The organism is Bifidobacterium sp. UBA744 (genome assembly GCA_002298605.1).
Classification (GTDB): Bacteria; Actinomycetota; Actinomycetes; order Actinomycetales; family Bifidobacteriaceae; genus Bifidobacterium.
This window is the reverse complement of record DBKS01000045.1, coordinates 1-23636: the sequence shown is the minus strand read 5'-3', so window position 1 is coordinate 23636 and position 23636 is coordinate 1. Positions and strand designations below refer to the sequence as shown.

The window sequence follows — 23636 nt, the reverse complement described above, 5'->3', positions numbered from 1 at the left end:
CCGGATCCGGGGAGGGGATTGTTCTTCGGCCGGCGTTACAATCTGTCGTGCCAGTCCGGTATTCATCGTCTATCGCAAAGGAGAGATGCAATGATTGATACAGCGCAGGCGTTTGGCGTCGACATCGGCGGATCCGGCATCAAGGGCGCGCCGGTTGACCTCGGGAAGGGCGATTTTGCGCAGCCTCGTCTCAAAATCCTCACCCCGGAACTCTCCACGCCGGAAGCGGTGGGCGGGATCGTCCGCCAGCTGCTCGAGCACTTCGAGGTACCGGACAATATGCCCGTGGGCGTGGCGTTTCCCGCTCCGGTGAAGCCCGGCAAACCGCTTGATTTCATGGCGAATCTTGACCAGTCGTGGATAGGCGTGGATCTGGAGGCGTGTTTCGCCGAGGCGTGCGGCCGGCCGGTCACCGTGGTCAATGATGCCGACGCGGCCGGTCTCGCCGAGGTGCGGTACGGCGCCGCCCGGGGGCAGAAGGGTTTGGTCGTCGCCACCACGTTGGGAACCGGCATCGGCACCGCACTGATCTACAACGGCGTGCTGATACCCAACTCCGAACTGGGACATATCGAATTGCCGAAGGGCAAGGGCGACGCCGAGAAGTACGCCGCTTCGTCGGTGAAGGACGCCGAGGATCTGGGCTACAAGAAGTGGGCCAAGCGCCTGACCAAGTATTACGCCCTGCTCGAGCACTATCTCAATCCCGACCTGTTCGTGGTGGGCGGCGGCGTGAGCAGGGACAGTCAGAAGTTCCTGCCCTATGTCGACGTCAAAACGCCGATCGTGCCGGCCAAGCTGCGCAATTCCGCGGGCATTGTGGGCGCCGCCTACTATGCGGACGTCAAGCGCTGGCAGGGGGCGGATCAGTCCTGACGCGGGTATCCGGCTACAATGGCGGGCATGACTGTGCATTTTTCGTCCCGCGTGGGTTCCCGTACGCTCAATCCGATCGCCGTCGCCGAACTCGAAGCCGCATCAGCCGGTCGGGCGCTTGGAAAGCTCAATGATTCCAATCCCACCAGGCATGGGCTCAGCAGCGAAGTGGTGCCGTGGGAATACTCCGCGGAGCCCAGGGGACCGCGCAAGGCCCGGGAGCAATTGGCCGACTACCTCGCGGGGCGCCGATCACTGGGGGCGATGGCGGCCGGCGCGGCGCCTGCCAGCCGCGGCGTCGACCCGGACGACCTGTATCTGCTGAGCTCCACCTCCGAAGCGTATTCGTGGCTGGTGAAACTGCTCTGCGACGCCGGCGACGCGGTGCTGGCCCCCAAACCTGGGTATCCGCTCATCGAATCGATCTGCGGGTTGGAGTGCGTGGACGCACTGCCATACCAGCTGCTGTTCGACGGATCGTGGATGATCGACGTGGCTGGTATCGAGGGGCTGCTGAATGGGCCGGACGGCGCCCGCATCCGCGCATTGGTGCTGATCAATCCGAACAACCCGTCCGGGTCATACGTTAAGCCCCCGGAACGGGAGCGAATCGTCGAGCTGTGCCGCGACTACGGCATCGCGCTGATCGCCGACGAGGTGTTCTACGATTACACGCTCGAACCGTTCGACGGCAATGCGCGTCTGGCGGGGGAGTGCGGGGTGCTCACATTTGCCCTCGATGGCTTTTCGAAGATGCTGGCGGCCCCCAATGCCAAAGTCGGCTGGATCGAGGTGTCCGGCCCTGCGCAGGACGTCGAGGAGGCCAAACGCCGTCTGGATGTGATCGCCGACGACTATCTGCCGATGAGCGACATCATCGCCAGCCGCATGGGTGATTTGCTGGCTGTGGCCGGTGCGCAGACCTCATTGGTGCTCGATCGGGTGCGGGGCAATTTGCGCCGCCTGCACGAATTGCTGGACGAGGATCCGAATGGCGTGGTGTCCGTGCTGCGCGCCGAAGGCGGATGGAATGTGCTGCTGCGTTTCCCCGGAGTGATCGACGAAAACGAGCTGGTGCTGCGCCTGATCCGCGATCATGGCCTGAGCGGCCAGCCCGGATATTTCTTCGACATGGCTTCAAACGGCTATCTGGCCGTCTCGCTATTGCCCGAGCCCGACGTCTTCGAGGGCAATATCCGTGCCGTTCTCGGCACTGTGGCGGCTCTACTGGCCTAGCCGTCTGCGAATCAGGTCCCGGTAGAACGCCACCGCTTCGCCGGGTTTCCCGTCGAACGCGATGCGGTGCCCGTCCAGCACCAGCGTCCTGTCGATCGCATAGTCGGGGCGTGTGATCAGATCGGTGTCGTGGGTGGCGAAAATGACCTGCTTGTCGTAGCTGAACAGCGCGGCGGCCACGTGTGCCGAGCCGGCTTCGTCAAGTCCCTTGGTGGGTTCGTCCGCGACGATCGCCGCGGGGTTGAACGTGAGCGCCGCGGCGATCGCCAGAAAATGACGCTTCTCCGAATCCAGTTCGGATGCGGCGCGTCGGGCGCAGTCGGAGAGTTGGAAGTGCGCGAGCAGATTGCCGACGATCGCGTTTCGTTCCCCCTCGGCGACCTTGCGTTTCCTCAACGGTGCGGTCAACGCCTCGGTGATGGTTTCGGCCTGGTAGAAGGCGTTGGGGATCTCCTCGCGACGCACGCGACCCACCAGCCGCTCGATGCGTTTGAGGTCTTTTCTCGACGCGGTGTTCAGGGTTTCGCCGTCGATGGTGACGTCAACGCCTTCGGAGGGGACCAGCGCGCCGTCAAGCATCTTGAGCAGCGTGGTCTTCCCCGACCCGTTGAGGCCGATAATCGCCACGCGCCTATCCGCCTCGCTGATCGTCAGGGTGGAACGCAGCAATCCCACCCCGCCGTCCTCATAGGTGTAGCCAGTGTTCGCCAGCGTGAACGTCGCCGCGTCGGGATGCGACTGGAAGTCGTCGGAGGCCTTGCCGAAACCGAAGATCATATCAGTGCCTTTCCTCAACGGATATGTTGGACTACAGCAGTTTGAACCATGAGCCGAAGGACGACCACAGATCCGGTACGAGCCGGTACATGGAATCCTGGCGTCCGACGGCGAAATACGACAGGAAGGTCACCATCGCGGTGAGCACGGTGAGCGCGATCACCAGCCGGGCGACGCGGCGCTGCGCTGTCGGCATCGCGCGTTCCACCCGGCCCCTCGCCTGCTCGCACGCCTCGGCCGACGGCGTGGTGTCCATCAGGCTCATGACGGCCAGCAGCATGGCGATGGTGAGCAGCCAGCTGAAGTCGGTCATGTAGCGCCAGCCGAAACCGGCCTTATACGCGTCGAACGCCATGACCGCGCCGGCCAGCGCCATGCAGGTCCAGGCCAGTCCCCAGGTGCGCCGCCGATGCATGCGCCGACGCATGAAGGGAAGGGCGATCAGCAGCAGCAATATCGGGAACGCGACGAACAGGCCACCGATGGACGGTTCCATATAGGCCCAGTTGACGAACGGCGACGGATTGATGGACAGGAACGGGAAGACGTCGATGAATCGCGGGGGCAGCAGCAGATAGTACAGCAGCGTGAGCGGCAGATCGCTGATCGGCGACTTGTAGTCGACCAGGTCGATAACCGTCATCTGATAGTCGTTGCCGAAATCGAGCGGCGAGCCGAATCGCCAGTAGTTGTACCACAGCAGCGGCAGCACCACCGCCAGTGCGGGCAGCACCATCGCCAGCACCGGTTTGACGATCGCCATAAGCCCCATGGCCCGCTTGCGGATTCCGGTGAGGATGCGTGTGATGTCCTGCCAGAAGATGGGGAAGGCGAGCAGCGCCGCCGCCACGTACATGGTCCGGCATCCCAGATTCGCGGCGATGCAGAGCGCGCCGAAGCCGATGCGCGCCATCGACAGTTCGCCGTCGGGCCGCTTCGCCCCGAGCCACAGCCACAGGCCCAGTGTGGTTGCCAGCAGGGATGAGGTCATGGGAACCGCGTAGAAGTTGCTGCGGTAGCACAGGTAGGGGACGTTCGCGCCAAACATGAACAGGATGATCGCCAACCCGGTGGCCGCGAGGGAGGGGTTGCGCATATAGCGGCGCATGATGCGTACGATCAGCAGGGAACCGAAGACCAGCACCCCGAACATCATCCATGCCAGTGCGGTGGCGGTGGGCAGCATGCCGCCGGTGATGAGCTGATACGGCAGGTAGAGCAGCAGGGCGGGAATCGGGCCGAAGTAGGAATACCAGTGACCGTTGTGGAACACGTAATCCCAGTAGATCGGGTGAACGCCATCGGCTGCGAGCCGGTTGCGCGTGGCGATGTCGAGCGGATTGCCGGCGGCGGCAAGCTCGTCTGGCACCGGCAGATCAAGCCAGGGGGTTCCTTTGATGAAGGAGTCGGCCAGATGCGCATATTGGTCGAAATCATAGGTGAACTGGCCCGGATGGTGATAGACGTTCGGCGAATAGAACCAGACATTGCCCACGGTGACCGAGACCACCGCCAGAAGCGCGGGGACCAGCAGTCCGACCAACGCCCAGCGCTGGCCGCGCCTGTGCGTGTCGAGAGGGATGGACCAAAGCCTCGAGGACGGACGGAAGGCGAGAATGACGGCCGCCACCAGCGCCATGACGGCGACGCGGAGCCAGTTGACGGAGATCGGCACCACGCTGTTCACCGTCATCGTGGTGAACCGGATCTTCGAGCCTGCCGCTTCCTGGAACCACAGGCGCACGGCCGTCACCTTGCCGCCGACACGGTTTTTCAGATAGTTCGACTCCTCGATGTTCGCGTTGTAGTAATCGGCCTGGTTGGCCTGCCAGACGCCATCCACCATCACGTCGAGACGCACGTTTGTCATCGACAGCGTCTCATTGGCGTCGTCATAGGTGTTGTCCAGCAGCGCCAGCCCCCATGAATCCTTGGGGCGGTTCGAGGAATTGAGCTCGCGGGCGTCCTGCAGCATCTCGTCCCAGGAGCCCTCGGCGTCCACGTGCACGAAGCCGACGGGGGAATCCAGCTGGCTGATCTCCACATACGCCTCGGTCGGGTCGACGATCTCGTAGGCGCCCTGGCCTCGGACGGCCAGTCCGGAACCCATCGTGGAATGATCGGCCGCTCCCACCTCCGCGGCCTGCCCCAGCGACTGCCAGTGCGGCAGATTGAAGCCGAACAGCTCCACCAGTGCGATGAGCAACGCCGCCAGCCAGATCATGCCAGTCCGTCGGTTGAACACTCGCGCCATGGGCCACATCCTCATTTTCCGTCGTCGTTCGTTCCCCTCCCGTTGGTGTGCGCCAATCAAACCATCCGCGTTATTCTCTCGGCGTCATGTCTGGCTGGGTTGGGACAATCGGGAACATGTTCCAAAAGCCTAAGTATAAGAACCACGCCGGATTGCGGCGAATCGTGGATTCCTTGCAAGGGCTTGCCGCGCGGCGGGGCGATCCGAACGCCTTCGCCGAGGCCCTCTCCTCCGTCGAGGCGCGGCGGCGCGGCGGCGAAACCCCCGACATGGTGGCCGAGCTGGCCAAACGTTCCCGGACCCTGAACCCGTTGATCAAGCGCCGCATATTCGAGGAGGGCATCGAGGGCGTGCCGAAGGGGCTGAAACTCGGCTGGGCGCAGTTGCCCGAAAGCCGTGGAAGCGCCTTCTCGCTGGGCGTGTTCGTCGATCGCAGCCATTTCGCGCAGGTGGCGCTCGCCGACGATCGTGGTCGGGTGTTCGTCGTCACCGATCCCAAGACGGATCTGCATGGTCTGGAACCCAGATTCGTCTTCGGCAAGGAGGGGACCGTTTCGCTGCCCTATGGCAGCCGTTTCGGTGCGCGGAAGGCGGACGGCAGGTCGCCGAAAATCGTGAAGGCCGTGTACGGCGCCGTCGCCGGCAAGGACGACGCCGGCCGTATGAATTGGCTGGCCTCCTGGCTGAAGACCAACAACCGCTATACGCTTGAGCAGCTGAGGCCGCGGCTGCCGGAAACGCTGCGATACGGCCTTGAGTTTCGCGATGCGATCGCCATCGCGTTTTTCAGCGCGTATATGCTGCCGCAGATTCACGGCATGCTGATCGGATTCGGATCCGGCAACATCTTCCGACGGCTGAATCGCGAGGCGCCGATGGGCGCGATCCGTCGTTGCGTCCGAGACAGTCTCGAGGCGCGTGCCAAGGGCATGCGCGTTTCGGGACTCGAGGACCATTTCGCCGACCTGATGCGTGAGGCGGGCGCGTTGGGCGACGTTCAGGAACTTGAGCCGGTGCACGGCGCCGAGCCGCTGCATCTGTACACGTCGAGCTATTCGGGCAGCTACCTGTTCGGGTGGGACTCCTCGCTGGCGTTCCCGGCCGCCCTGCGCGCCCTGAGCATCGAAGGCAATCTCAATCGTTTCGCCGCCGTGAGCGCCTGGCTGGAGCGCAACGCCTCGGTGGGGGCGCTGCCCACGGAAGACACGGTGACGCGTGAGCAGGCCGCGCAGATCGATCAGGCGATGCTTGCCAACCCCGCCCTGATCGCATTGGGTGCCGAAGGCTATGAGCGCGATTTTGATCCGGTGCACGATGACGGCACGAAGGCCGCATGGCATATGGTCGAGGCGGCGCGTGAGACCGCCCGGAAAATCGCCTCCGGGAATGTCGGGAATGCCAGTGACGACGGGAACGACGGGCATGCGAATCCGCGGGCCGTCGCCGGCGCCTCCACGCCCGCCTCAGAATGGGTGTACCGCCAGACCCTGTCGACGTTGGTGCGCAGACTTCGGCTGCCATATCGCTTCGACGTCGATTTCCGCTCGAATCTTGAAACGGGTGAGGTGGCGCTCGGCTTTACCAGTGCGGGCAGCTCGATGATGCCGGTGAGCCGCTACGACGAGATGAGCGGGCAGTGGGCGAAGCTGTCCGATGTGGCGCGCGCTCAGTTCGGCACGGCCTACAATCTGCGCATCGGCCTGATGATGGCCGCCCTGGCGTTTGGAGCGGGGGACCAAGTGCAACGAGTGTCGCTGCATATCGATTCCATCGGTCTGGAGGAGGCGGTCGCCGAGCAGAATTCGGCGATCAGCGAGCTGATGAGCCAAACGCTGAAGGCCTTTGAACGCATGCGCGCCGGGTCCGGGGTGTCCAGTGCCAAGGCCGCGCCGAAAGACGGCGACATCCATGGCGATCCAGCCCACCCCACCTCCGGCGGCGATTTGGGCGACGAACAGGTGAATGACGAGTTCCGCAACCTGATGCAGGGGATCGACCTTGACGAGACGGTGTTTGGCGATGCCGCGCCGTCCGGCCCGGTGGCCTCCTCATCCGGTTCCGACTCCCCGGACGCAGCATCCTCCGGCGTTGCGTTGCCGGACGCGCCGATGCTGGGGGAATCCGACGCCGATGATGCCGGCAACGACGACGTCCTTGACGAGTCCGACCCGATGGCGGTGCTGCGGCGCAGCCCCTCGGTGCGGAATCTGGTGTCGGTGACCTTTACCCGCGAACGGTTCCTGGATCAGCTTCGCCTCGAAGGCCTTGCCCATCCGTTGGATTTCTACCGCCTGTTCGAGGCCACGATGGAGGTCGACGCCCGTGGCGGCCTGCAGCCGGTGGACGCCGGATTCGATTTGAGCGACAGCCGCTTCGCCCCACACGGGTCCCAGGAGGAGCCGGAGCTCGCCGACGTGGCGTTCTCCCGTGAAACCGACGAGGTTCTTGGATGCTCGGATTCCACCGGTCTCGCCATTCAGCGGGAGGATCTGCTGCAGCGTGCCGTGGCGGAGTTCCATCACATTGCGGCCGACGACTCCATGGCTTCGGTCGCCAAGGCGCATGCCGCGATGTCGCTGGTCAACAGACTGTCCGATCCGGAGCTCACCGAACTGGCCCCCCAGGTCACCAGCGCTCTGATCGACGGTCTGGACACTCCCGAACTGGCCTTCTCCATGGCGCACACCCTGGATGCCGAACGGCTCAAGGCCCGTGACCTGCTGTTCTCCGGACAGGTGGAGCGGGCGATCGCCCTGTGCCAGAACGCCGTCGCCTCGATGGACGAGGCGTTTGCCCGCCATGGGGTGCCGCGCTATTTCAACTCGTACGCGGAACGCGTGGCCTATAACCGTCTGTTCGCCACTCCGGACGAAACCACCGTGCTGATTCCCGACAATCTGTTCTATGCGCATATGGAATTGGCCGACTTGCTGTCCCAGATCAAAGGCCCGAAGGAGGCGCTCGGCCATCTGAACCGCATGGTGGCGTATGCGCCGGCCTATCCGCTGAGCCATATGAAGCTCGCCGTGCAGCTTGCTCGCCTGGAGGATTGGGATTCCGCGCGCGCCGCCTGCCTCAACGCGCTGCGGGTGTCGCTGGATCGCGATGATGCCGCCTTCGCATACTACCGTCTGGCATACGCATGCTGGATGCGTGATGAGTTCGATGTGGCCGCCGCCGCCTATATCATGGCCGATCATATTGCGCCCGGGCAGATCGAGGCGTTGGGCGGCGAATTGCACGAGCTGCTGGCGCGCGCCGATTCGCAGTGCATCGACGTGCCCCGTGGCGTCGAGCAGGCGCAGCTGGTGCTGCGGCGCCACGAGCTGCCGGTCTGGCCGCATATCGAAGTGGCGTCGATCGTCAGACAGGCCGCCCGCATCACGGTCGACCAGGGTATGTTCGTGCCTGCGAGAACCCTGTCGGTGGCCGCCGCCCGTATGAATGACGGCGAGGATCGGGGCATTGACGTCATTCAGGCCCAGTTCATCCGCTCGCTGAGCGCCTGAGCTCCTGCCGGATCGCTACGATGGTCAGCATGACGAAGGATGAATCAGCGCGTCGCGCGCCGGCGCAGTTGGCATGGGATTTTGACGGACAGGCCGCTTCCCCCTCCGGAGACGCCGCTGACCGACGGGGTGCCGAGACGCCTGTGGAGAACACCGGCTCGGTTGCCTGGGCGCCGGGCTCCCCGCAGTGGATTGCCGCATTGCAGCCCACCGACGCCGACGCGACGCGACTTGACCATCTTGATGTAAGTCGGCTTGACTCGGACCGCGCGCAGCGGCTGTGGGCCAAGGTCGCGGCATGGGTGGAATCGGATCAGATCGCCTACTATATTGACGACTCACCGGTGAGCTCCGATGCGGCCTACGATGCCAGAATGCGCGTACTGCAGCGTTTGGAGGCCGATTTTCCCGCGCTCAATACGCCCACGTCCCCCACGCAGCGGGTTGGCGGCACCTTCTCCAACGATTTCGCCTCGGTTCGCCATCCCAGCCGCATGCTGAGCCTTGATGACGTGTTTTCGATCGAGGAACTGCGTGACTGGTACGATTCCGTGCTCCGCGACCTGGATTGGCCGGCGGACAAGCCGCTGCCGATGAGTTGCGAGGTGAAGATCGACGGTCTGGCCCTGAACCTCATCTATCGCAATGGCGTGCTTGAACGCGGCCTGACGCGCGGCGACGGCGTCACGGGCGAGGACATCACGATGAATGTGCGCACCATCGGCACCATTCCCGCGAATCTCGGCGGAGATCGATCGGACGTCCCCGATTTTGTGGAGATCCGCGGCGAGGTGTTCATGCGCTGGGACGACTTCCGCGCGTTGAACAACGAGCAGGAGGATGCCGGACGGACGCCGTTCGCCAATCCCCGCAATGCCGCGGCTGGGTCGCTGCGCCAAAAGGATCCGCGGATCACCGCCACGCGTCGTCTGAGTTTCTACGCGCATGGCATCGGACGCCTGGATTGGGGCGCCGATCACCCGCGCGGTACGCATGACGTGATTCGCGAGCAGTCGGAGGCCTATGACTTGTATGCCAAATGGGGCATTCCGGTTTCTCCTCACAATCGTTCCGTACGGTCCTTCGGCGAAATCCTCGACATGATCGATCACTACGGCGAGCATCGCGGCGACATCGAGCATGCGCTGGACGGCATTGTGGTCAAAGTCGACGATCTGGGATTGCAACGCTCCCTTGGCGCCACATCGCGTGCGCCGCGCTGGGCCATCGCCTACAAGTACCCGCCCGAGGAGGTCAATACCGAGCTGCTGGACATCACCGTGCAGGTGGGGCGCACCGGCCGCGTCACCCCGGTCGCAGTGCTCAGGCCCGTGTATGTGGCTGGCTCCACGGTGGCCCGCACCACATTGCATAATCCGTTCGAGGTGGCGCGCAAGGGCGTGAAGATCGGCGATACCGTGGTGGTGCGCAAGGCCGGCGACGTGATCCCCGAGCTTGTCGGGCCGGTGCTTGAGCGTCGATGTGGCCGCGAAGGCGAGCTGCGCGACTTCGTCATGCCTACGCATTGCCCAAGCTGCGGGGCCGAGTTGGCGCCGGCCAAGGAGGGCGACAAGGACATCCGCTGCCCGAATGTCGAATCCTGTCCGGCGCAGCTGACCGAGCGCATCATCAACCTGTCTTCGCGCAAAGCCTTCGACATTGAGCATCTGGGTGATCAAAGCGCCATCGCGCTGACCAATCCGGAGTTGGACCGTCCCCACTCGGTCGACACCTATGCGCCCAATATCGATGAGCTGCTGGTGGGACCGGGCGAGGAGCCCGATCCCTACACGCCCGTCGAGGGGCTGGCACTGCCGCCCATACAGACGCCGGTGCTCGACAGCGAGGCCGGGTTGTTCTCGCTGGATGTGAGGCGGCTGAAGGATGTGCGTGTCTGGCGGGAAATCCCCATCGTCGAAGTGCGTGAAAGCGTGGACGATGCGGGGCGCAGACGCAAAACGCGCAAGCGGCTGGGCGGATCCGGCCTATGGCGGCAGGTTCCGGCGTTCTGGACGGCCCCGGCGCCGGCCAGACGGTCCAAGAAGGTCGTTGACGGCGAGTTTCCGGGTTATGAGGTGCCTGCGGACGCCGACGTGGTGCGCGTCGATGAGAAGACGTCGCGCACCGGTGAGGTGACTCGGGTGCCGGTGATCGTCCGGCCTGGGGAGAACACCCGGGCCATGCTCGAGGAGATCGACAAGGCCAGGAACGTCGATCTGTGGCGTGTGCTGGTCGCGCTGTCCATTCGCCGGCTGGGACCTCCCACGGCCAGGCTGATCGCCTCGTCGCTGGGTTCCCTTGATGCGATCGAGCATGCGGACGTGGAGCGGCTCACCGCCATCGACGGCGTCGGGCCGGAAATCGCCGAATCAGTGGTGCGCTGGTTCGCGGCGGCGGCGGATCCGGACGATTGGCGCGGGCGGATTCTGTCCGCGTGGAAGGCTGCGGGCGTGGGCGTCGGCCAGGCGCAGGCCAGCACATTGGCTCAGACGCTTGCGGGCCGGACGGTGGTGGTCACCGGATCACTGGAGGGATTCTCCCGTGATTCCGCCAAAGAGGCCATTGTCGAGCGCGGCGGCAAGGCCGCGGGATCGGTGAGCAGGAAAACGGATTACGTGGTCGTCGGGGAGAACGCCGGTTCCAAGGCCGCCAAAGCCGAGGAGCTGGGCATTCCCATGCTGGATGAGGCCCATTTCAGGCATTTGCTGGAAACCGGCGAGACCGAGTAGCGTCGGCGTTCGCTGCTGGCGGCATATCGCTCTGGCATTCCGCGGGCGCAGCCGCTAGGGTAGAGCACCAGTTGCACTGTCGATCACGGCGGACGCACCGTCGTCGGGGAGGATACGGAATGGCGCAAACAATCGCGGGCTCAAACGGGACGCAGGATGTGGAGGCGAGGATCTTCGAACGCCTCAGTCGTGTGATCGACCCGGAGCTTGGCAGGTCGGTCACTGACTTGGGAATGATCAGCGCGATTGACGTATCTCCCGCCGATGCGTCGGATGATGCGTCGGACGGGACATCCGACGGCGTCTTCGACGTAACGGTTCATGTGGAGCTGACCGTGCCCGGCTGCCCGCTGTCGGAGACGATCACCAACCAGATCAACGGCGCCGTGAGTTCGTATCCGGATGCTCGGCTGATTCCGCACATCGAGGTCGGGTCGATGAGCCGGGACAAACTCAGCAACCTGGTCAGTGAGCTGAAGGCCGAACGGCGTCAGAACCCGTTCAGCAAACCCGGTGTGAAAACCAGGATCTTCGCCATCGCCTCAGGCAAGGGCGGCGTGGGCAAATCCTCGGTGACCGCGAATCTGGCCGCCACGTTCGCGGCTCTTGGATACGACACCGCGGCCATTGACGCCGACATCTACGGTTTTTCGCTACCCAGGCTGTTCGGCGTGCATTCCCAGCCCACCAATCTCAACGGCATGCTGATGCCGGTGACCGCGTGGGGCGTCAAGCTCATCTCCATCGGGATGTTCGCCGGCGCCGATCGGGCGATTCTATGGCGTGGGCCGAGGCTCCAGCGCTCTCTTGAGCAATTCCTTTCCGATGTGTGGTGGGGCGAGCCGGATGTGCTGCTGCTGGATCTGGCGCCCGGCACCGGTGACATGGCGATTTCGGTGGCCCAGGCGTTGCCGAATGCCGAACTGGTGGTGGTGACCACCCCGCAGCCCAGTGCGTCCGATATCGCCGTGAGGTCCGGGCTGGTGGCGTTACAGGTACCGATGCGTGTGCGCGGCGTGGTGGAGAATATGAGCTACTACGAGCATCGGGGCGAACGGCTTGAGATCTTCGGATCCGGCGGCGGACGGAGGGTTTCCGAACAGCTCACCCATGCACTGGGATACGACGTGCCGCTGATGGCCCAATTGCCGCTGATTCCCGAGGTGCGCGAAGTGGGGGAGGCCGGGCGCCCGGCCGTGCTCAACGAGCAGGGTGCGTTGGACTCCAGTCCCATCGCCAACGAATTCAAGACGTTGGCGACCCGGTTGATGAGTCATGTCGGATAGGGGGGGCGGCCGCCTGTTGCAAAATCGGATAGTCATTCGGCAATAACTGACTGACGCCGTTCATGGTGGCGCTTTCTCTCCGTGCCTAAGATGTCCATAAACGACACAACGGCATCGAGACCGCTAAGGCGCGGGCGGTGCCGATCAATGGCGAAAGGACGACTCATGATCAATTTCGGCGCACGGGGCCATGACGTTACCTGGGCGGACACCCCTGAGCTGCTTGCACAGGGCTTGGCGGGATACGGCGTGCACAATGTGCAGCTCGCCCTGCCCAAGTCCTTCCCGAATCTGGCATCCGGCACGCGTGAGATCAACCCGGGCATGGGGTCGTATATTCGTCGGGTGTTGGCCTCCCGCGGCGTTGATATTGCGGTGATGGGATGCTATATGAACATCGTGCACCCCGATCCGACCGAGCGCGAACGCCTGCTGCGGCGCTTCGAGGCGTATCTGGCCAACGCCCGGTTCTTTGGCGCTCCGGTGGTCGCGACGGAAACCGGTTCCGTTGATGCGGGGCCCGGGCGCTACACCGAGGACAACTTCACCGAGGACATGTATCAGCAGGCATTGGCTTCGATCAAACGTCTGGTGGCATTCGGCGAGCGGGTCGGCACCATGGTGGGCGTCGAGCCCGGCGCGAACCATCCGATCTACGATCTCGAGACCACCAAGCGCCTGATTGACGATGTCGATTCGCCGTATCTGGGCATTGTCTTCGACCCGACCGCCTGCACCACGCCCAATGGTCGCACGGTTGACGGATCGGGCCAGGTCGCCATCACCCGGCGGGCCTTCGACCTGTTCGGCGAGAGGATCGTGGCGGTGCATATCGACGACTTCACTGTTGACGAGACCAATATCCACCGCTGCAATGTCGACGAAGGCGTGATGGACGTTCGCTCCGTTCTCGAGATCGTCGCGGCCAAGCGTCCGTTGGTGCCGGTGATTCTCGAACATACCACCGACGAGGCCATCGCCCGCACGGTCAGACGATACGGGGACATTGAGTGATGGGCTAGGATGGGCACCATGAAAATCGTGCTGATGATATTGGCGGTTGCCGCCGTGGTCGCGTTGCTGTTCCTGTTGTTCCGCAAAGGGCTGCGGTTCAGGCCGTCGATGTCCGCGGCGCTGTCTTCGACGCCGGTGCTGCCCTTCCTCGCCTACGGCGCCGCCCTGATGGCCGACCACACCCCAGGTGCGGACGGCCAGCCCAGTTCGCTGTACCAGATGCTGTCGGTGGGGCTGATGACCCTGAGTCTGATGATGTTCGTGATCGACGTCATCGCGCTGCTGGCCGGTCTGTACGAGCTGGTGGTCAACCGGCATAAGCGCAGATAGAGCCGAACTGTTCCCATTGTCAGGTGCGCTATCCACAATGACGGTGTGAAGCGTGTGTGTCGCCACGCGAAGAGGGAGGAGCGATCGCCATGTCCGAAATGGAATCTAAGAGGGAACGGTCCGGCAGCAAGACCGGGGACGGGAAGACCGGCGCCGCGGTGAAAGCCGCGCTCCTTGCCAATGTCGGTGTGGCATGCGCCAAGTTCGCGGCGGCCGCATTCACCGGATCATCGTCCATGTTTTCGGAAAGCGTGCACTCGGTGGCGGATTGCGCCAATGAACTGGTGCTGATGACCGGCGACAAGGTTTCCTCTCATCGTTCCGCCGACAGCCATCCGTTCGGTTTGCATCGCATCAAATACGTCGCATCGTTCATCGTGGCCACGCTGCTGTTCTTCGTGGGTGGCATGTTCGCCGTGTCCCAGGCCGCCGGCAAACTCATCGGCCTGTTGGATGGATCCCTGAACCGCAATGCCGAGTCCCTGGAATTGCTGGCCGCCCTGGTCGTCGTGGTCATTTCGGCTTGTTTGGAAGGGTACGGCCTGCATACTTCCGTCGGTGAGGCCCGTGAACGCATGGCCCGCGTCAAGGTCGAAGAGGGGTCGCTGTTTGGCTTCTGGCGCCGCACCAAGTCCGCGGAGCTCGCCGCCGTGATGATGGAGGACACCCTCGCGCTGATCGGTCTGACGTTCGCAGGCCTCGGCGTGGGACTTTCCATGGCGACCGGCGACGAACTCTATGACGCCATCGGCGGTTTGATGGTCGGCCTGGTGCTGGTTGTCGGCTCCGCGGCCCTGGCGTTCAAATCGGGTTCGCTGCTCGTTGGCGAGGGGCTGGATCCCAGCACCCGCAAGCTCGTGGTAGCGGCTGTGGAGAACACCGATGGCGTCGACCGGCTGATCAATATGCAGGCCATCCACATGGATGAGGATGCGGTGCTATTGTGCCTCAAAGTGGAAACGTCGAAGCTTGACCGCGACTATGACGTTCAGACCATCGACAAGATCGAGATCAACGTTCGCTCCGCGTTGCCGTGGTATGAGTGGGAGATCTACGTGGAGCCCGATATCTGGCGCTCCGCCAAATCGAAGCGCCAGTCCTGATTCGTAAAAGGCTGCCGGGGGGGGGCGATGTCGTTCCCCCCGGCGCAGCTTTTGCCGTGCCTTCGGACAGTGGCGCAGATGCCGCTTGGCAATTAGCGGCAATTGTCCGGCGGGAACGAGTCGTCAATGGTTGAATGAGCTTGTCACAGTATGGCAGCAAGGCGTGGGATTCCTGAGCGATGGGCGCGGTGAGGCGGCTCATCTGAGGGAATGCCGCGAAAGGAGACGGATGGGCGATCGGCATGTCGTTATGCTTGTCGCCTACCTGTTGTGAATGCGCGCTTTGGTGCTTGCGGTGATTGCGGCCTCTCTACGGTGAGCGGTCGAAGCATAAGGAGAAGAACAATGAAGTCAATGAGCAAGCGCATGATCGCCGCCATGGCGATGGTTTCCGCCGGTGCCATGGCCCTGGCGGGTTGCGGTGGCGGAACCGCGGCTGGTGACAAGCCGACGCTGTCGAGCGACCCGGTGACGATTTCGATCTACTGGTGGGGTGGCGACGCCCGTGTGCGTGCCACGGAGGAAGCCGTCCAGAAGTTCGAGGAGGCCAATCCGAACATCAAGGTCGACACCCGGTATGCCGACTGGTCGGGCTATTGGGACAAGCTCAACACGGAATCCGCCGGCGGCAACGCGGCCGACGTGATCCAGATGGGCGACATGTATCTCGCCTCCTACGCTTCGCAGGGCTCTCTGTATGATCTGAGCAAGGTCTCCGACTACTTGAATCTTGACACGATGGACGCTGCGCTGAAGGATACCGGCACATACGACGGAACGCAGTACGCGGCACCCATCGCATCCACTCCCTTCGGTGTTCTCGTGAACATGGATCTGCTCGACCAGCTTGGTCTGGAACTACCTGACACCTCGAGTTGGACGTGGGACGACTTCGAGGCCTTCGCCAAGCAGATCCGCGAGAAGTCCAATGGCGAGTTGGTCGCCAACGGGCTGATGAACAACGCCTTCTCGCTGCAGCTGTGGGCCGCTCAGCATAACGCGCAGCTCTTCGATGGCAACAAGATCGTCATACCGGAGGATGTGCTCACCTCCTATATGGCGATGGCCAAGGATTGGACCACCGGCGACCAGATCGCCGGCACCGCGGACTTCATCTCCGAAGCCGGCACCGCCACCACCGATCAGAGTCCGTTTGCCAAGAAGCAGCAGGTTATGCAGTTCTCGCAGCTGACCCAGGCCACCGTGTACGCGAAAGCCGCCGGCACTGAGAACGTGAAGCTTGTGCCGCTGCCGAACGACGGACAGAATCCGAAGTACGCCTTCGTGAAGCCCAGCATGTACTGGACGATCTCCTCGAAGAGCGAGCATCCGGCCGAGGCCGCCAAGCTCATCGACTTCCTGATCAACGATCAGAGCGCCGGCAAGATCCTCGGCACCGAACGCGGCATTCCGGCCAACAACGATATCCGCAAGTCCCTGGCGGATTCCGCTACCGGTTTGGACAAGGCCGTCCTCGAATTCCAGGATGAGCACGCCGATCAGATGGGCGAGGCTCCCGCCCTGATCCCGAACGGCGCTTCCAGCATCGATCAGGTGATCCAGCGTCACCAGCAGAATGTGCTGTTTGGTTCTGAGACGCCGCAGGAGGCAGCCAAGGGCTTCGTCTCCGATCTGCAGAACGAGATCAATACCGCCGGCTGACCCCATTCAGGCGCTTGCGTTAGGTCGATTGTTCGTCTGTGACGCGCTGCCGAACGCATGGATAAGGCCCGAGCGACGATGGGAAACCCCAATCCCACGCCGCTCGGGCCTTATTTGTTGTTTCAGTCCTTGGGCAGCAGCGCCTTGAACTGGGGGGCCAGTGTCGCCGCGATGGCATCCACGCCGGCCTGATTGGGATGAATGGAATCGCCGTGCAGTTCGCGGTGCCCGTTGAAAACCGTCGTGTAGTCCACCAGATGCCAGCCGAGGGTCGAAGCCTTGGACCGGTAGAGTACATTGAGCTGTTCGATCAGGGGATTGAATCGTTTGAGACCTTCGTATCCGAAACGGCTCATGATCGGCTCGTCGAGACAGGTCAGCGGAACTTTGAGCAATGCGACGGGAATGTCGCGTCCCGACGGGCGAACCGCATCGAGCAGCGAGGAGGCGATGGCCTGAAGCCGATTGAACACGTCGGGCAGTTCCTCGGAGTTGGTGGCCTGATCATGGATCACATCATTGATGCCCAGTCCCAGTACCAGCAGGTCGGCCTCCGGCATGGCGGCGAGGGCGCGTTGATAGGCGGGGGCATCGGGATATTCGATCGTGCCGGCTGCATTGCGCCCGCAATTGACGGCTTCAACGCCCAATATGACGCCAATTTGCTCGGGCCATGGACGCTCATTGCGATGGCCGAGTCCTGAGTCGCCGAACGTCAGGCTGTCTCCGACGCAGACGATTCGATGAAGATGTTTGGTTGGCGTAGTCATATTGCTCCTCCTGTTGATGACCTTCGCGGCGTTGACTGGGGCCATCGGTTCGCGACGATGGGATTCCTGAATGGGAGCGCTTCGCTGATCGAACTACGCTCCGCCCAGCCCCAGCATACGCGCGAATGTCGTGTCGCCACGCCTGAGAGCCAGGCAATGGACCGGTGACGGCGCACGGGTGACTGCAAGACGCAATAGAAACGCCCCCAAGCAACCTGAAAAGGTCGCGTGGGGGCGTGTGCTAGAAGCTTCGAAGACTACCGTCAGATGTGGTAGTACAGCTCGTACTCAAGCGGGGTCGGCTGCAGGCGAGCCTGATCCACTTCGCCGCGCTTGAGGTCCAGCCAGGTCTCGATGAGATCATCGGTGAACACGTCGCCGGCGGTGAGGAAGTCGTGATCCTCCTCGAGGGCGTCCAAAGCTTCGGACAGGGAGCCCGGCACCTGCTTAATGCCGGCGTGCTCCTCGGGCGGAAGCTCGTAGAGGTCCTTGTCGACCGGCTCCGGAGGCTCGATGTGGTTGAGGATGCCGTCGAGACCAGCCATGAGCTGGGCGGAGAAGGCCAGGAACGGGTTGCAGGACGGATCCGGGGCGCGGAACTCGATGCGCTTGGCGGCCGGGGCGGAACCAGCCAGCGGAATACGGATGGCTGCCGAACGGTTGCGGGCGGAGTACACCAGGTTGACCGGGGCCTCGAAGCCGGGGACCAGACGGTGGTAGGAGTTCAGGGACGGGTTGGTGAAAGCGAGCACGGAGCTGGAGTGCTTGATCAGGCCGCCGATGTACCAACGAGCCAGGTCGGACAGTCCGGCGTAGCCCTTCTCGTCGTAGAACAGCGGCTTGCCGTCCTTCCACAGGGACTGGTGGCAGTGCATGCCGGTGCCGTTGTCGCCTGCGATCGGCTTCGGCATGAAGGTGACGGACTTGCCGGCCAGAGCGGCAACCTCGTGCACCACGTACTTGTACTTCATCAGGTCGTCACCGGCGTGCTGCAGGGTGTTGTAGCGGTAGTTGATCTCCTGCTGGCCGGCGCCCGCCACCTCGTGGTGGGAACGCTCGAGGACCAAGCCGACCTGTTGCAGGGCGGCGACCATGTCGTCGCGCAGGTCCTGGTTGTGGTCGATCGGCGGAACCGGGAAGTAGCCGCGCTTGACGCGGTTCTTGAAACCGATGTTCGGGGTGCCGTCGTCTTCGGTGTCGATGCCGGAGTTCCACGGAGCCTCAATGGAGTCGACCTCGTAGAAGGAACGCTGCATGGAGTTCTCGAAACGCACCTTGTCGAAAATGAAGAACTCGGCCTCGGGGGCGAAGGAAGCGGTGTCGGCGATGCCGGTGGACTTCAGGTAGGCCTCGGCCTTGCCGGCAACCTGACGCGGGTCGCGGGAGTAAGGCTCGTCGGTCAGCGGGTCCACGATGGAGAAGGCGACATCAAGGGTCTTGTGCTTGCGGAACGGGTCGATGAAGGCGGTGGTGATATCCGGCACCAGCTTCATGTCGGACTCGTTGATCGCCTGGAAGCCCTGAACGGAGGAGCCATCGAACGGCATGCCCTCGTCGAAAGCATCCTTGAGGAATTCGCTGGCAGGCACAGTGAAGTGCTGCTGGACGCCGATCAGATCAGTAAAGCGGATGGAGACGTACTCCACACCTTCCTGATTGATGAGAGCCTCGGCGTCGGCCTTGGTTTTGAGTTCGGTCACGGGACCGCTCCTTTCATGAGAACTTACGAGGCACCAGTGTAGGTTTTGTGATTTCGCGAAGTCACTGATTGGGTTACGAATGTGTTACCAGATGGTGGCCGGATAACGAAAAACCCCGGAATCTCAAGGATTTCCGGGGTTACGTACTTTTGCGCAATATGCGTGTTTTGTTTCAGCTGATGAGCGGGCGCGTGGTTCGGGCCATCAGCGGCCGCGCATGGCGCGGCGTGAAATATGCTGCTGGCGGGTGGGGTCCATGCCCTTGGGAATGCCATAGCTGGAACGCTGCTGCAGCGTGCGGATGCGGTTGTTGAGCTCTTCGAGCTCGGCCTTGGTGAGCTTGACCTTCTGCCGCATGACCTTCTTCTGCAGGTCGCGCAACGGAATCTGCTTGGGGCCGTCGCCAACCGAGAACTTGTAGATCGGGATGGCGGAACCGCGGGTGATGTGCTTGATTTTCTCCTCCTCGCGATCCATCGCGCGGGTCACGCGGCCATAGTCCCCTTCGCCCACCAGATAGACGCCGGTGCGGCCGGATCCGCGCCACACCGCGTCCTTGGTCTTCAGATCGATCCACACGGGTTCCTGCGGGAAATAGAAGCCGGCCTTTTTGATGGAGCTGAGAATCGCTCCCGTGGCGCCCGGACGGCCTTCCATACGGCGATAGCCGACCTTGTCGGCCCTTCTGGTGAGCATCCACGTGGTTGCGAGCAGGCCGGCCAGGACGCCGGTGATCATCCACATGATCCATCCGACGACGCCCACCCTGGCGATCAGGCAGATGACGACGAACACCGCAACGGGCGCCAGGAACGATCCCAGGAGGATCCAGGGAAGATTCTTGTCGTCGGTGGCGGTGAATGCGTAGATCTGTTTGATCTGCGAGATGGTGCCTTGCTTCTTTGGCTTCTTGTCGGTTTTCTTCTCGTTCTTGTCGGCCATGCCAGTCCCTTTGTCCTCTGTAATAGGCGGTTCAATGCACTAGGTGCTCAGTCTAGCGGTATTGCCAGACGCCTCGGCGTTTGCCGGGGACGCGCGCTGTACGGGTTGGCGGTGTCGCCCGCCCCGCGGTCATCTGGTGTGCAGCGGGCGGTGGTCGGCTTTGAGCAGGGCCTCGCCGAGCGCTTCGGATACCGTGGGATGCGGATGGATCAGACGCGCGGCCTGATGCACAGGTACCCGGTTGCCCACCAGCTGCTCGGCCTCGGCGATGATCTCCGAGACGTTGGGGCCGACCATATGCACGCCGAGCACGATGGGGGTGTCCGGATCCCGGACGCTGCATCCGGTCACCAGGGTCAGCGCGCCGTTGCCGCCGGACATGAGGATACGCGAGTTGGCGAGCATCGGATACTGCGTCTCCTCAACGGATACATAAGCGTCGTCGGCATTCGCCGCGTCGGCGGTCATGCCCACGCTGGCCGCCTCGGGCTGGCTGAATACCACCTGGGGAATGGTGGCGTCGTCCACCGGGGTGGGGGAGCGGCCCGCAATGGACTCGGCGACGACGATGCCCTGTTCGAAGGCGCGATGCGCCAGCGCGGGGCCTTCGGTGATGTCTCCGACCGCCCAGACGCCCGGTTGCGAGGTTCGGCCATATGGATCGGTGAGGACGAAACCGTGGTTGTCGAGTGTGACGCCGGCGTCGCGGATCCACGGGGCGTCGGTGTTCGGGTCGCGGCCAATGGCCACCAGCACCCGTTCCGCCTCGAGGGTCCGCTCGTCGGCGCCGCCGTTGGCGGTGTAGTGCACACGCGCTCCCAGATTCGCCCCGGTGTCGATGCCGGTGACGGCGGTGTTGGCGAGCACGGTGATGCCCCGTCGCTTCAGTTCGCGGGTCAATGCGGCGCCCGTGCGCCTGTTCCATCCGGACAGCACGCGGTTCTTGCGGATCATCAGCGTCACATTGCAGCCCGTTGCATGCCAGATGCTCGCGAATTCCAACGCCACGGCGCCGGATCCGATCACAATCGCCGACGAAGGGAATTCGTCGAGTTCCAGGGCGGTGTCGGAATTCATCACCGCCTGGTTGAAGGGGATGCCGTTGAGCTCGCGGGAATGGGCGCCGGTGGCCAGCACCACATGCGCGGCGGCGAGCGTTTGCGTTCCTCCGTCGGGGGTCTCGACGGTCACGGCGCGCTCGTCGCGGTCATTGCGCGTAGCCGCAAGGCCGGCGACTCCTCTGATGATGGTGACGCCGCGATGCGCGAGCAATCCGGACAGCCCCTTCACCATCGTCTCGACGATGCGTCGCTTGTATCCGATCAGTTTGCCGTAGTCAATGCATGTCATGGTCAGCTCGATGCCCAGGTCGTTGGCGCGGCGAGCCACATCGAGCGTGTGGGTGGCGGTGACCAGGGCCTTGGTGGGGATGCATCCGCGATTGAGACAGGTGCCGCCTACGGTCGCGTCGCGTTCGACGATGGCGACGTCCAAGCCGAGTTGGGCGGCGCGCAGCGCGGCGGAATATCCTCCGGGTCCGGCTCCGATGACGATGACGTCAAAATGACGGGTGGTTATGTCGCTCATATGGTGGGGTCCTTCGTACTTGGTCCCCCGCGTTCCCGGCCTTCCGATCATTCGTCGATCGGAAGGCGAAGCGTGAATCGTTCCGGAACGCAGGGGCATGCAGGTTATGGGAGCGATATCAGAAAACCGTCAACGCTGGCGGTTTTCCGGATGAGAATGCCGTGATTGGAGGGGTGCTCACTTGGGCCATTCGCCGCGCTTGGGCGTACGCGGCTTGGGCATGCGCCAACGACGCATCTGCATGGCGCGGCTGCACGCATATGAGCACGACCGCATGCCCTTGGCCACGGCGCGCTCGCCGTACTTGTCGATGAGCTTTTGCTTGAGCTTGCGCCACATGAGCCACAGGTCGAAGCAGGCCACGAAGATGTATCCGTACATCAAAACGAACAGGATCATGGAAATGGTCGTGGCGTTCGAGCTGTTCTGGAACACCGAGGTGATGATCAGGGAGAAGATCATCAGCACGATTGCGGCGGGGACGAACCATTCGGCAATGTTGAACCGCGCGTCCACGTAGTCGCGGATGTAGATGCGCCACGGCAGCTGCTCGGCCTTGGGCATGTTCTTGAGGTCGCCCTTCTGCATCGCCTCGTATTCGGCGTCCTGCTTGGCGCGCAGCTTGGCCTTGGCGGCCTTGTTGGCGGCTTTGCGGTCGGCGGGGACGATCGGCCGGAGGTTCTCCGCCTCGGCCTGCCGACGCTTGGGGGTGGGGTGCCCCTTGCCGTTGCCGGACTGCTTGGCCACGGGCTGCGCCGGGGTTTCCTTTTCGGTATTGCGCTTGAACGGGTTCCATGTCATACGAGCAGGTTACGGTGACGCCTAGACGCGTCGGCCCTTGCGGATCGGCGTGATATAAGCGATTACGAAGCATGTGCCGGCCCTCGGGCCGTTGGATTGTAAGGAGTGACATGTCCGGTATCGATGCGGCGACCATCCGTGAGCGCGTAGATGGCGACTGGGATCGCATTATGGCGATGCTGGGGGAGAAGATCGCCTTGCGCTCCGTTTCGGCTGACGGCATAACAGGTGGCCATATGAGGCGTTCGGCCGAGTTCGTGGCCGGGGAACTCGCCAAGGTGGGCGTCGACGCCAAGGTGGTGCAGGCCCGCAATGGCGACGGCACGCCGGGCGCCTGGGAGGTTGTCGGTTCCAGGATCGTGGATTCCGCGGCCCCCACGGTGCTGCTGTACGCCCATCATGATGTGCAGCCCGTGCCGGATACGTCCGTGTGGGACACGGATCCCTGGAGGGCCGTGGAACGCGACGGTCGCCTGTATGGCCGCGGCAGCGCGGACGATGGCGGCGGTCTGGCCATGCACTCCGGTGCCCTCAGGGCCCTGGGCGATGATCTGAAGGTCAACGTCAAGGTGTTCATCGAAGGTGAGGAGGAGATGGGGTCGCCCAGCTTCATTCCCTTCATCGAGGCCCATCGCGACGAATTCGATTCCGATGTGATCGTGGTGGCCGACTCCGGCAACTGGGCGCCGTTGATTCCGTCGCTGACCACGTCGCTCAGGGGCAACACCACGCTTGACGTGAAGGTCACCGTGCTGGGGCATCCGGTGCATTCCGGGCAGTACGGCGGCCCGATTCTCGACGCCAACACGCTTGCGGCCATGCTGATCGCCTCCATGTATGACGAGCGGGGCGACCTGGCCGTTCCGGGCGTCGCGTCGCAGGAGCCGGTGGGCGGTCTGACGCAGGATCTCGATGAGGCGCAGATGCGCGCCGATGCGTCGATCGTCGACGGATATCGTTTGGCGGGTACCGGCTCCATCGCCTCCCGTATGTGGACCAAGCCTTCGGCGACGGTGATTGGCTTTGACGCGCAGCCCGTCGACGGATCGTTCAATGTGAT

17 protein-coding genes are annotated in these 23636 nt (G+C 63.3%); 10 read left to right on the top strand and 7 right to left on the bottom strand.

Annotation, left to right across the window (positions count from 1 at the left end; translation table 11 throughout):
- The first annotated feature begins 90 nt into the window (after positions 1-90).
- Together ppgK and B2994_RS04645 are read left to right on the top strand one after the other, a co-directional pair.
- On the top strand, positions 91-876 hold the full coding sequence (gene ppgK, locus B2994_RS04650) for a polyphosphate--glucose phosphotransferase (protein ID WP_291527208.1): 786 nt from the start codon (positions 91-93) through the stop codon (positions 874-876).
- A gap of 27 nt (positions 877-903) precedes the next feature.
- Complete coding sequence (locus B2994_RS04645; RefSeq protein WP_291527207.1) at positions 904-2112, top strand: pyridoxal phosphate-dependent aminotransferase; 1209 nt, start codon at positions 904-906, stop codon at positions 2110-2112.
- Here the strand turns inward: B2994_RS04645 and B2994_RS04640 are convergent.
- Positions 2101-2889 (bottom strand): energy-coupling factor ABC transporter ATP-binding protein, encoded by a 789-nt coding sequence (locus B2994_RS04640; RefSeq protein WP_291527206.1) that lies wholly within the window; start codon positions 2887-2889, stop codon positions 2101-2103. The genes B2994_RS04645 and B2994_RS04640 overlap by 12 nt on opposite strands.
- A 31-nt stretch (positions 2890-2920) precedes the next feature.
- Positions 2921-5143 (bottom strand): hypothetical protein, encoded by a 2223-nt coding sequence (locus B2994_RS04635; RefSeq protein WP_291527205.1) that lies wholly within the window; start codon positions 5141-5143, stop codon positions 2921-2923.
- Positions 5144-5259: 116 nt separating this feature from the next.
- On the opposite strand from B2994_RS04635, the gene B2994_RS04630 reads away from it, so the two are divergent.
- The 7 genes from B2994_RS04630 to B2994_RS04600 all read left to right on the top strand — a co-directional run bounded on the left by B2994_RS04630 (position 5260) and on the right by B2994_RS04600 (position 16776).
- Complete coding sequence (locus B2994_RS04630; protein WP_291527204.1) at positions 5260-8652, top strand: tetratricopeptide repeat protein; 3393 nt, start codon at positions 5260-5262, stop codon at positions 8650-8652.
- Between the two features lie 29 nt (positions 8653-8681).
- Entirely contained in the window at positions 8682-11381 is a 2700-nt protein-coding gene (gene ligA / locus B2994_RS04625) for an NAD-dependent DNA ligase LigA (protein ID WP_291527203.1), read from the top strand.
- 119 nt (positions 11382-11500) lie between these two features.
- Positions 11501-12667 carry an Mrp/NBP35 family ATP-binding protein gene (locus B2994_RS04620; protein ID WP_291527202.1) on the top strand — a complete coding sequence of 389 codons (1167 nt, stop codon included), beginning with the start codon at positions 11501-11503 and terminating at the stop codon, positions 12665-12667.
- A 165-nt stretch (positions 12668-12832) separates the two neighbouring features.
- Positions 12833-13681 carry a sugar phosphate isomerase/epimerase family protein gene (locus B2994_RS04615; protein WP_291527201.1) on the top strand — a complete coding sequence of 283 codons (849 nt, stop codon included), beginning with the start codon at positions 12833-12835 and terminating at the stop codon, positions 13679-13681.
- A gap of 18 nt (positions 13682-13699) precedes the next feature.
- The gene (locus B2994_RS04610; RefSeq protein ID WP_291527200.1) at positions 13700-14011 is read left to right on the top strand and encodes a hypothetical protein; all 312 of its coding nucleotides are present in this window, start codon (positions 13700-13702) and stop codon (positions 14009-14011) included.
- A gap of 89 nt (positions 14012-14100) precedes the next feature.
- Positions 14101-15114 (top strand): cation diffusion facilitator family transporter, encoded by a 1014-nt coding sequence (locus B2994_RS04605; protein ID WP_291527199.1) that lies wholly within the window; start codon positions 14101-14103, stop codon positions 15112-15114.
- Positions 15115-15459: 345 nt separating this feature from the next.
- Positions 15460-16776, top strand: coding sequence for an ABC transporter substrate-binding protein (locus B2994_RS04600; RefSeq protein WP_291527198.1), 1317 nt, complete (start codon positions 15460-15462; stop codon positions 16774-16776).
- A gap of 122 nt (positions 16777-16898) precedes the next feature.
- Here the strand turns inward: B2994_RS04600 and B2994_RS04595 are convergent, their stop codons facing one another.
- The 5 genes from B2994_RS04595 to B2994_RS04575 form a co-directional block, all read right to left on the bottom strand.
- Positions 16899-17546, bottom strand: a complete 648-nt coding sequence (locus B2994_RS04595) for an SGNH/GDSL hydrolase family protein (protein WP_291527197.1) — start codon at positions 17544-17546, stop codon at positions 16899-16901.
- 263 nt (positions 17547-17809) lie between these two features.
- Positions 17810-19246, bottom strand: a complete 1437-nt coding sequence (gene glnA / locus B2994_RS04590; protein WP_291527196.1) for a type I glutamate--ammonia ligase — start codon at positions 19244-19246, stop codon at positions 17810-17812.
- 204 nt (positions 19247-19450) lie between these two features.
- Positions 19451-20188 carry a DUF4191 domain-containing protein gene (locus B2994_RS04585; protein ID WP_291527195.1) on the bottom strand — a complete coding sequence of 246 codons (738 nt, stop codon included), beginning with the start codon at positions 20186-20188 and terminating at the stop codon, positions 19451-19453.
- Positions 20189-20317: 129 nt separating this feature from the next.
- Positions 20318-21775, bottom strand: coding sequence for a dihydrolipoyl dehydrogenase (gene lpdA, locus B2994_RS04580; protein WP_291527194.1), 1458 nt, complete (start codon positions 21773-21775; stop codon positions 20318-20320).
- A 177-nt stretch (positions 21776-21952) separates the two neighbouring features.
- Complete coding sequence (locus B2994_RS04575; protein WP_291527193.1) at positions 21953-22576, bottom strand: DUF3043 domain-containing protein; 624 nt, start codon at positions 22574-22576, stop codon at positions 21953-21955.
- A gap of 110 nt (positions 22577-22686) precedes the next feature.
- Between B2994_RS04575 and B2994_RS04570 the strand changes: the two genes are divergently transcribed.
- A partial coding sequence (locus B2994_RS04570; RefSeq protein ID WP_291527192.1) for a M20/M25/M40 family metallo-hydrolase occupies positions 22687-23636 on the top strand: 950 nt, incomplete at its 3' end.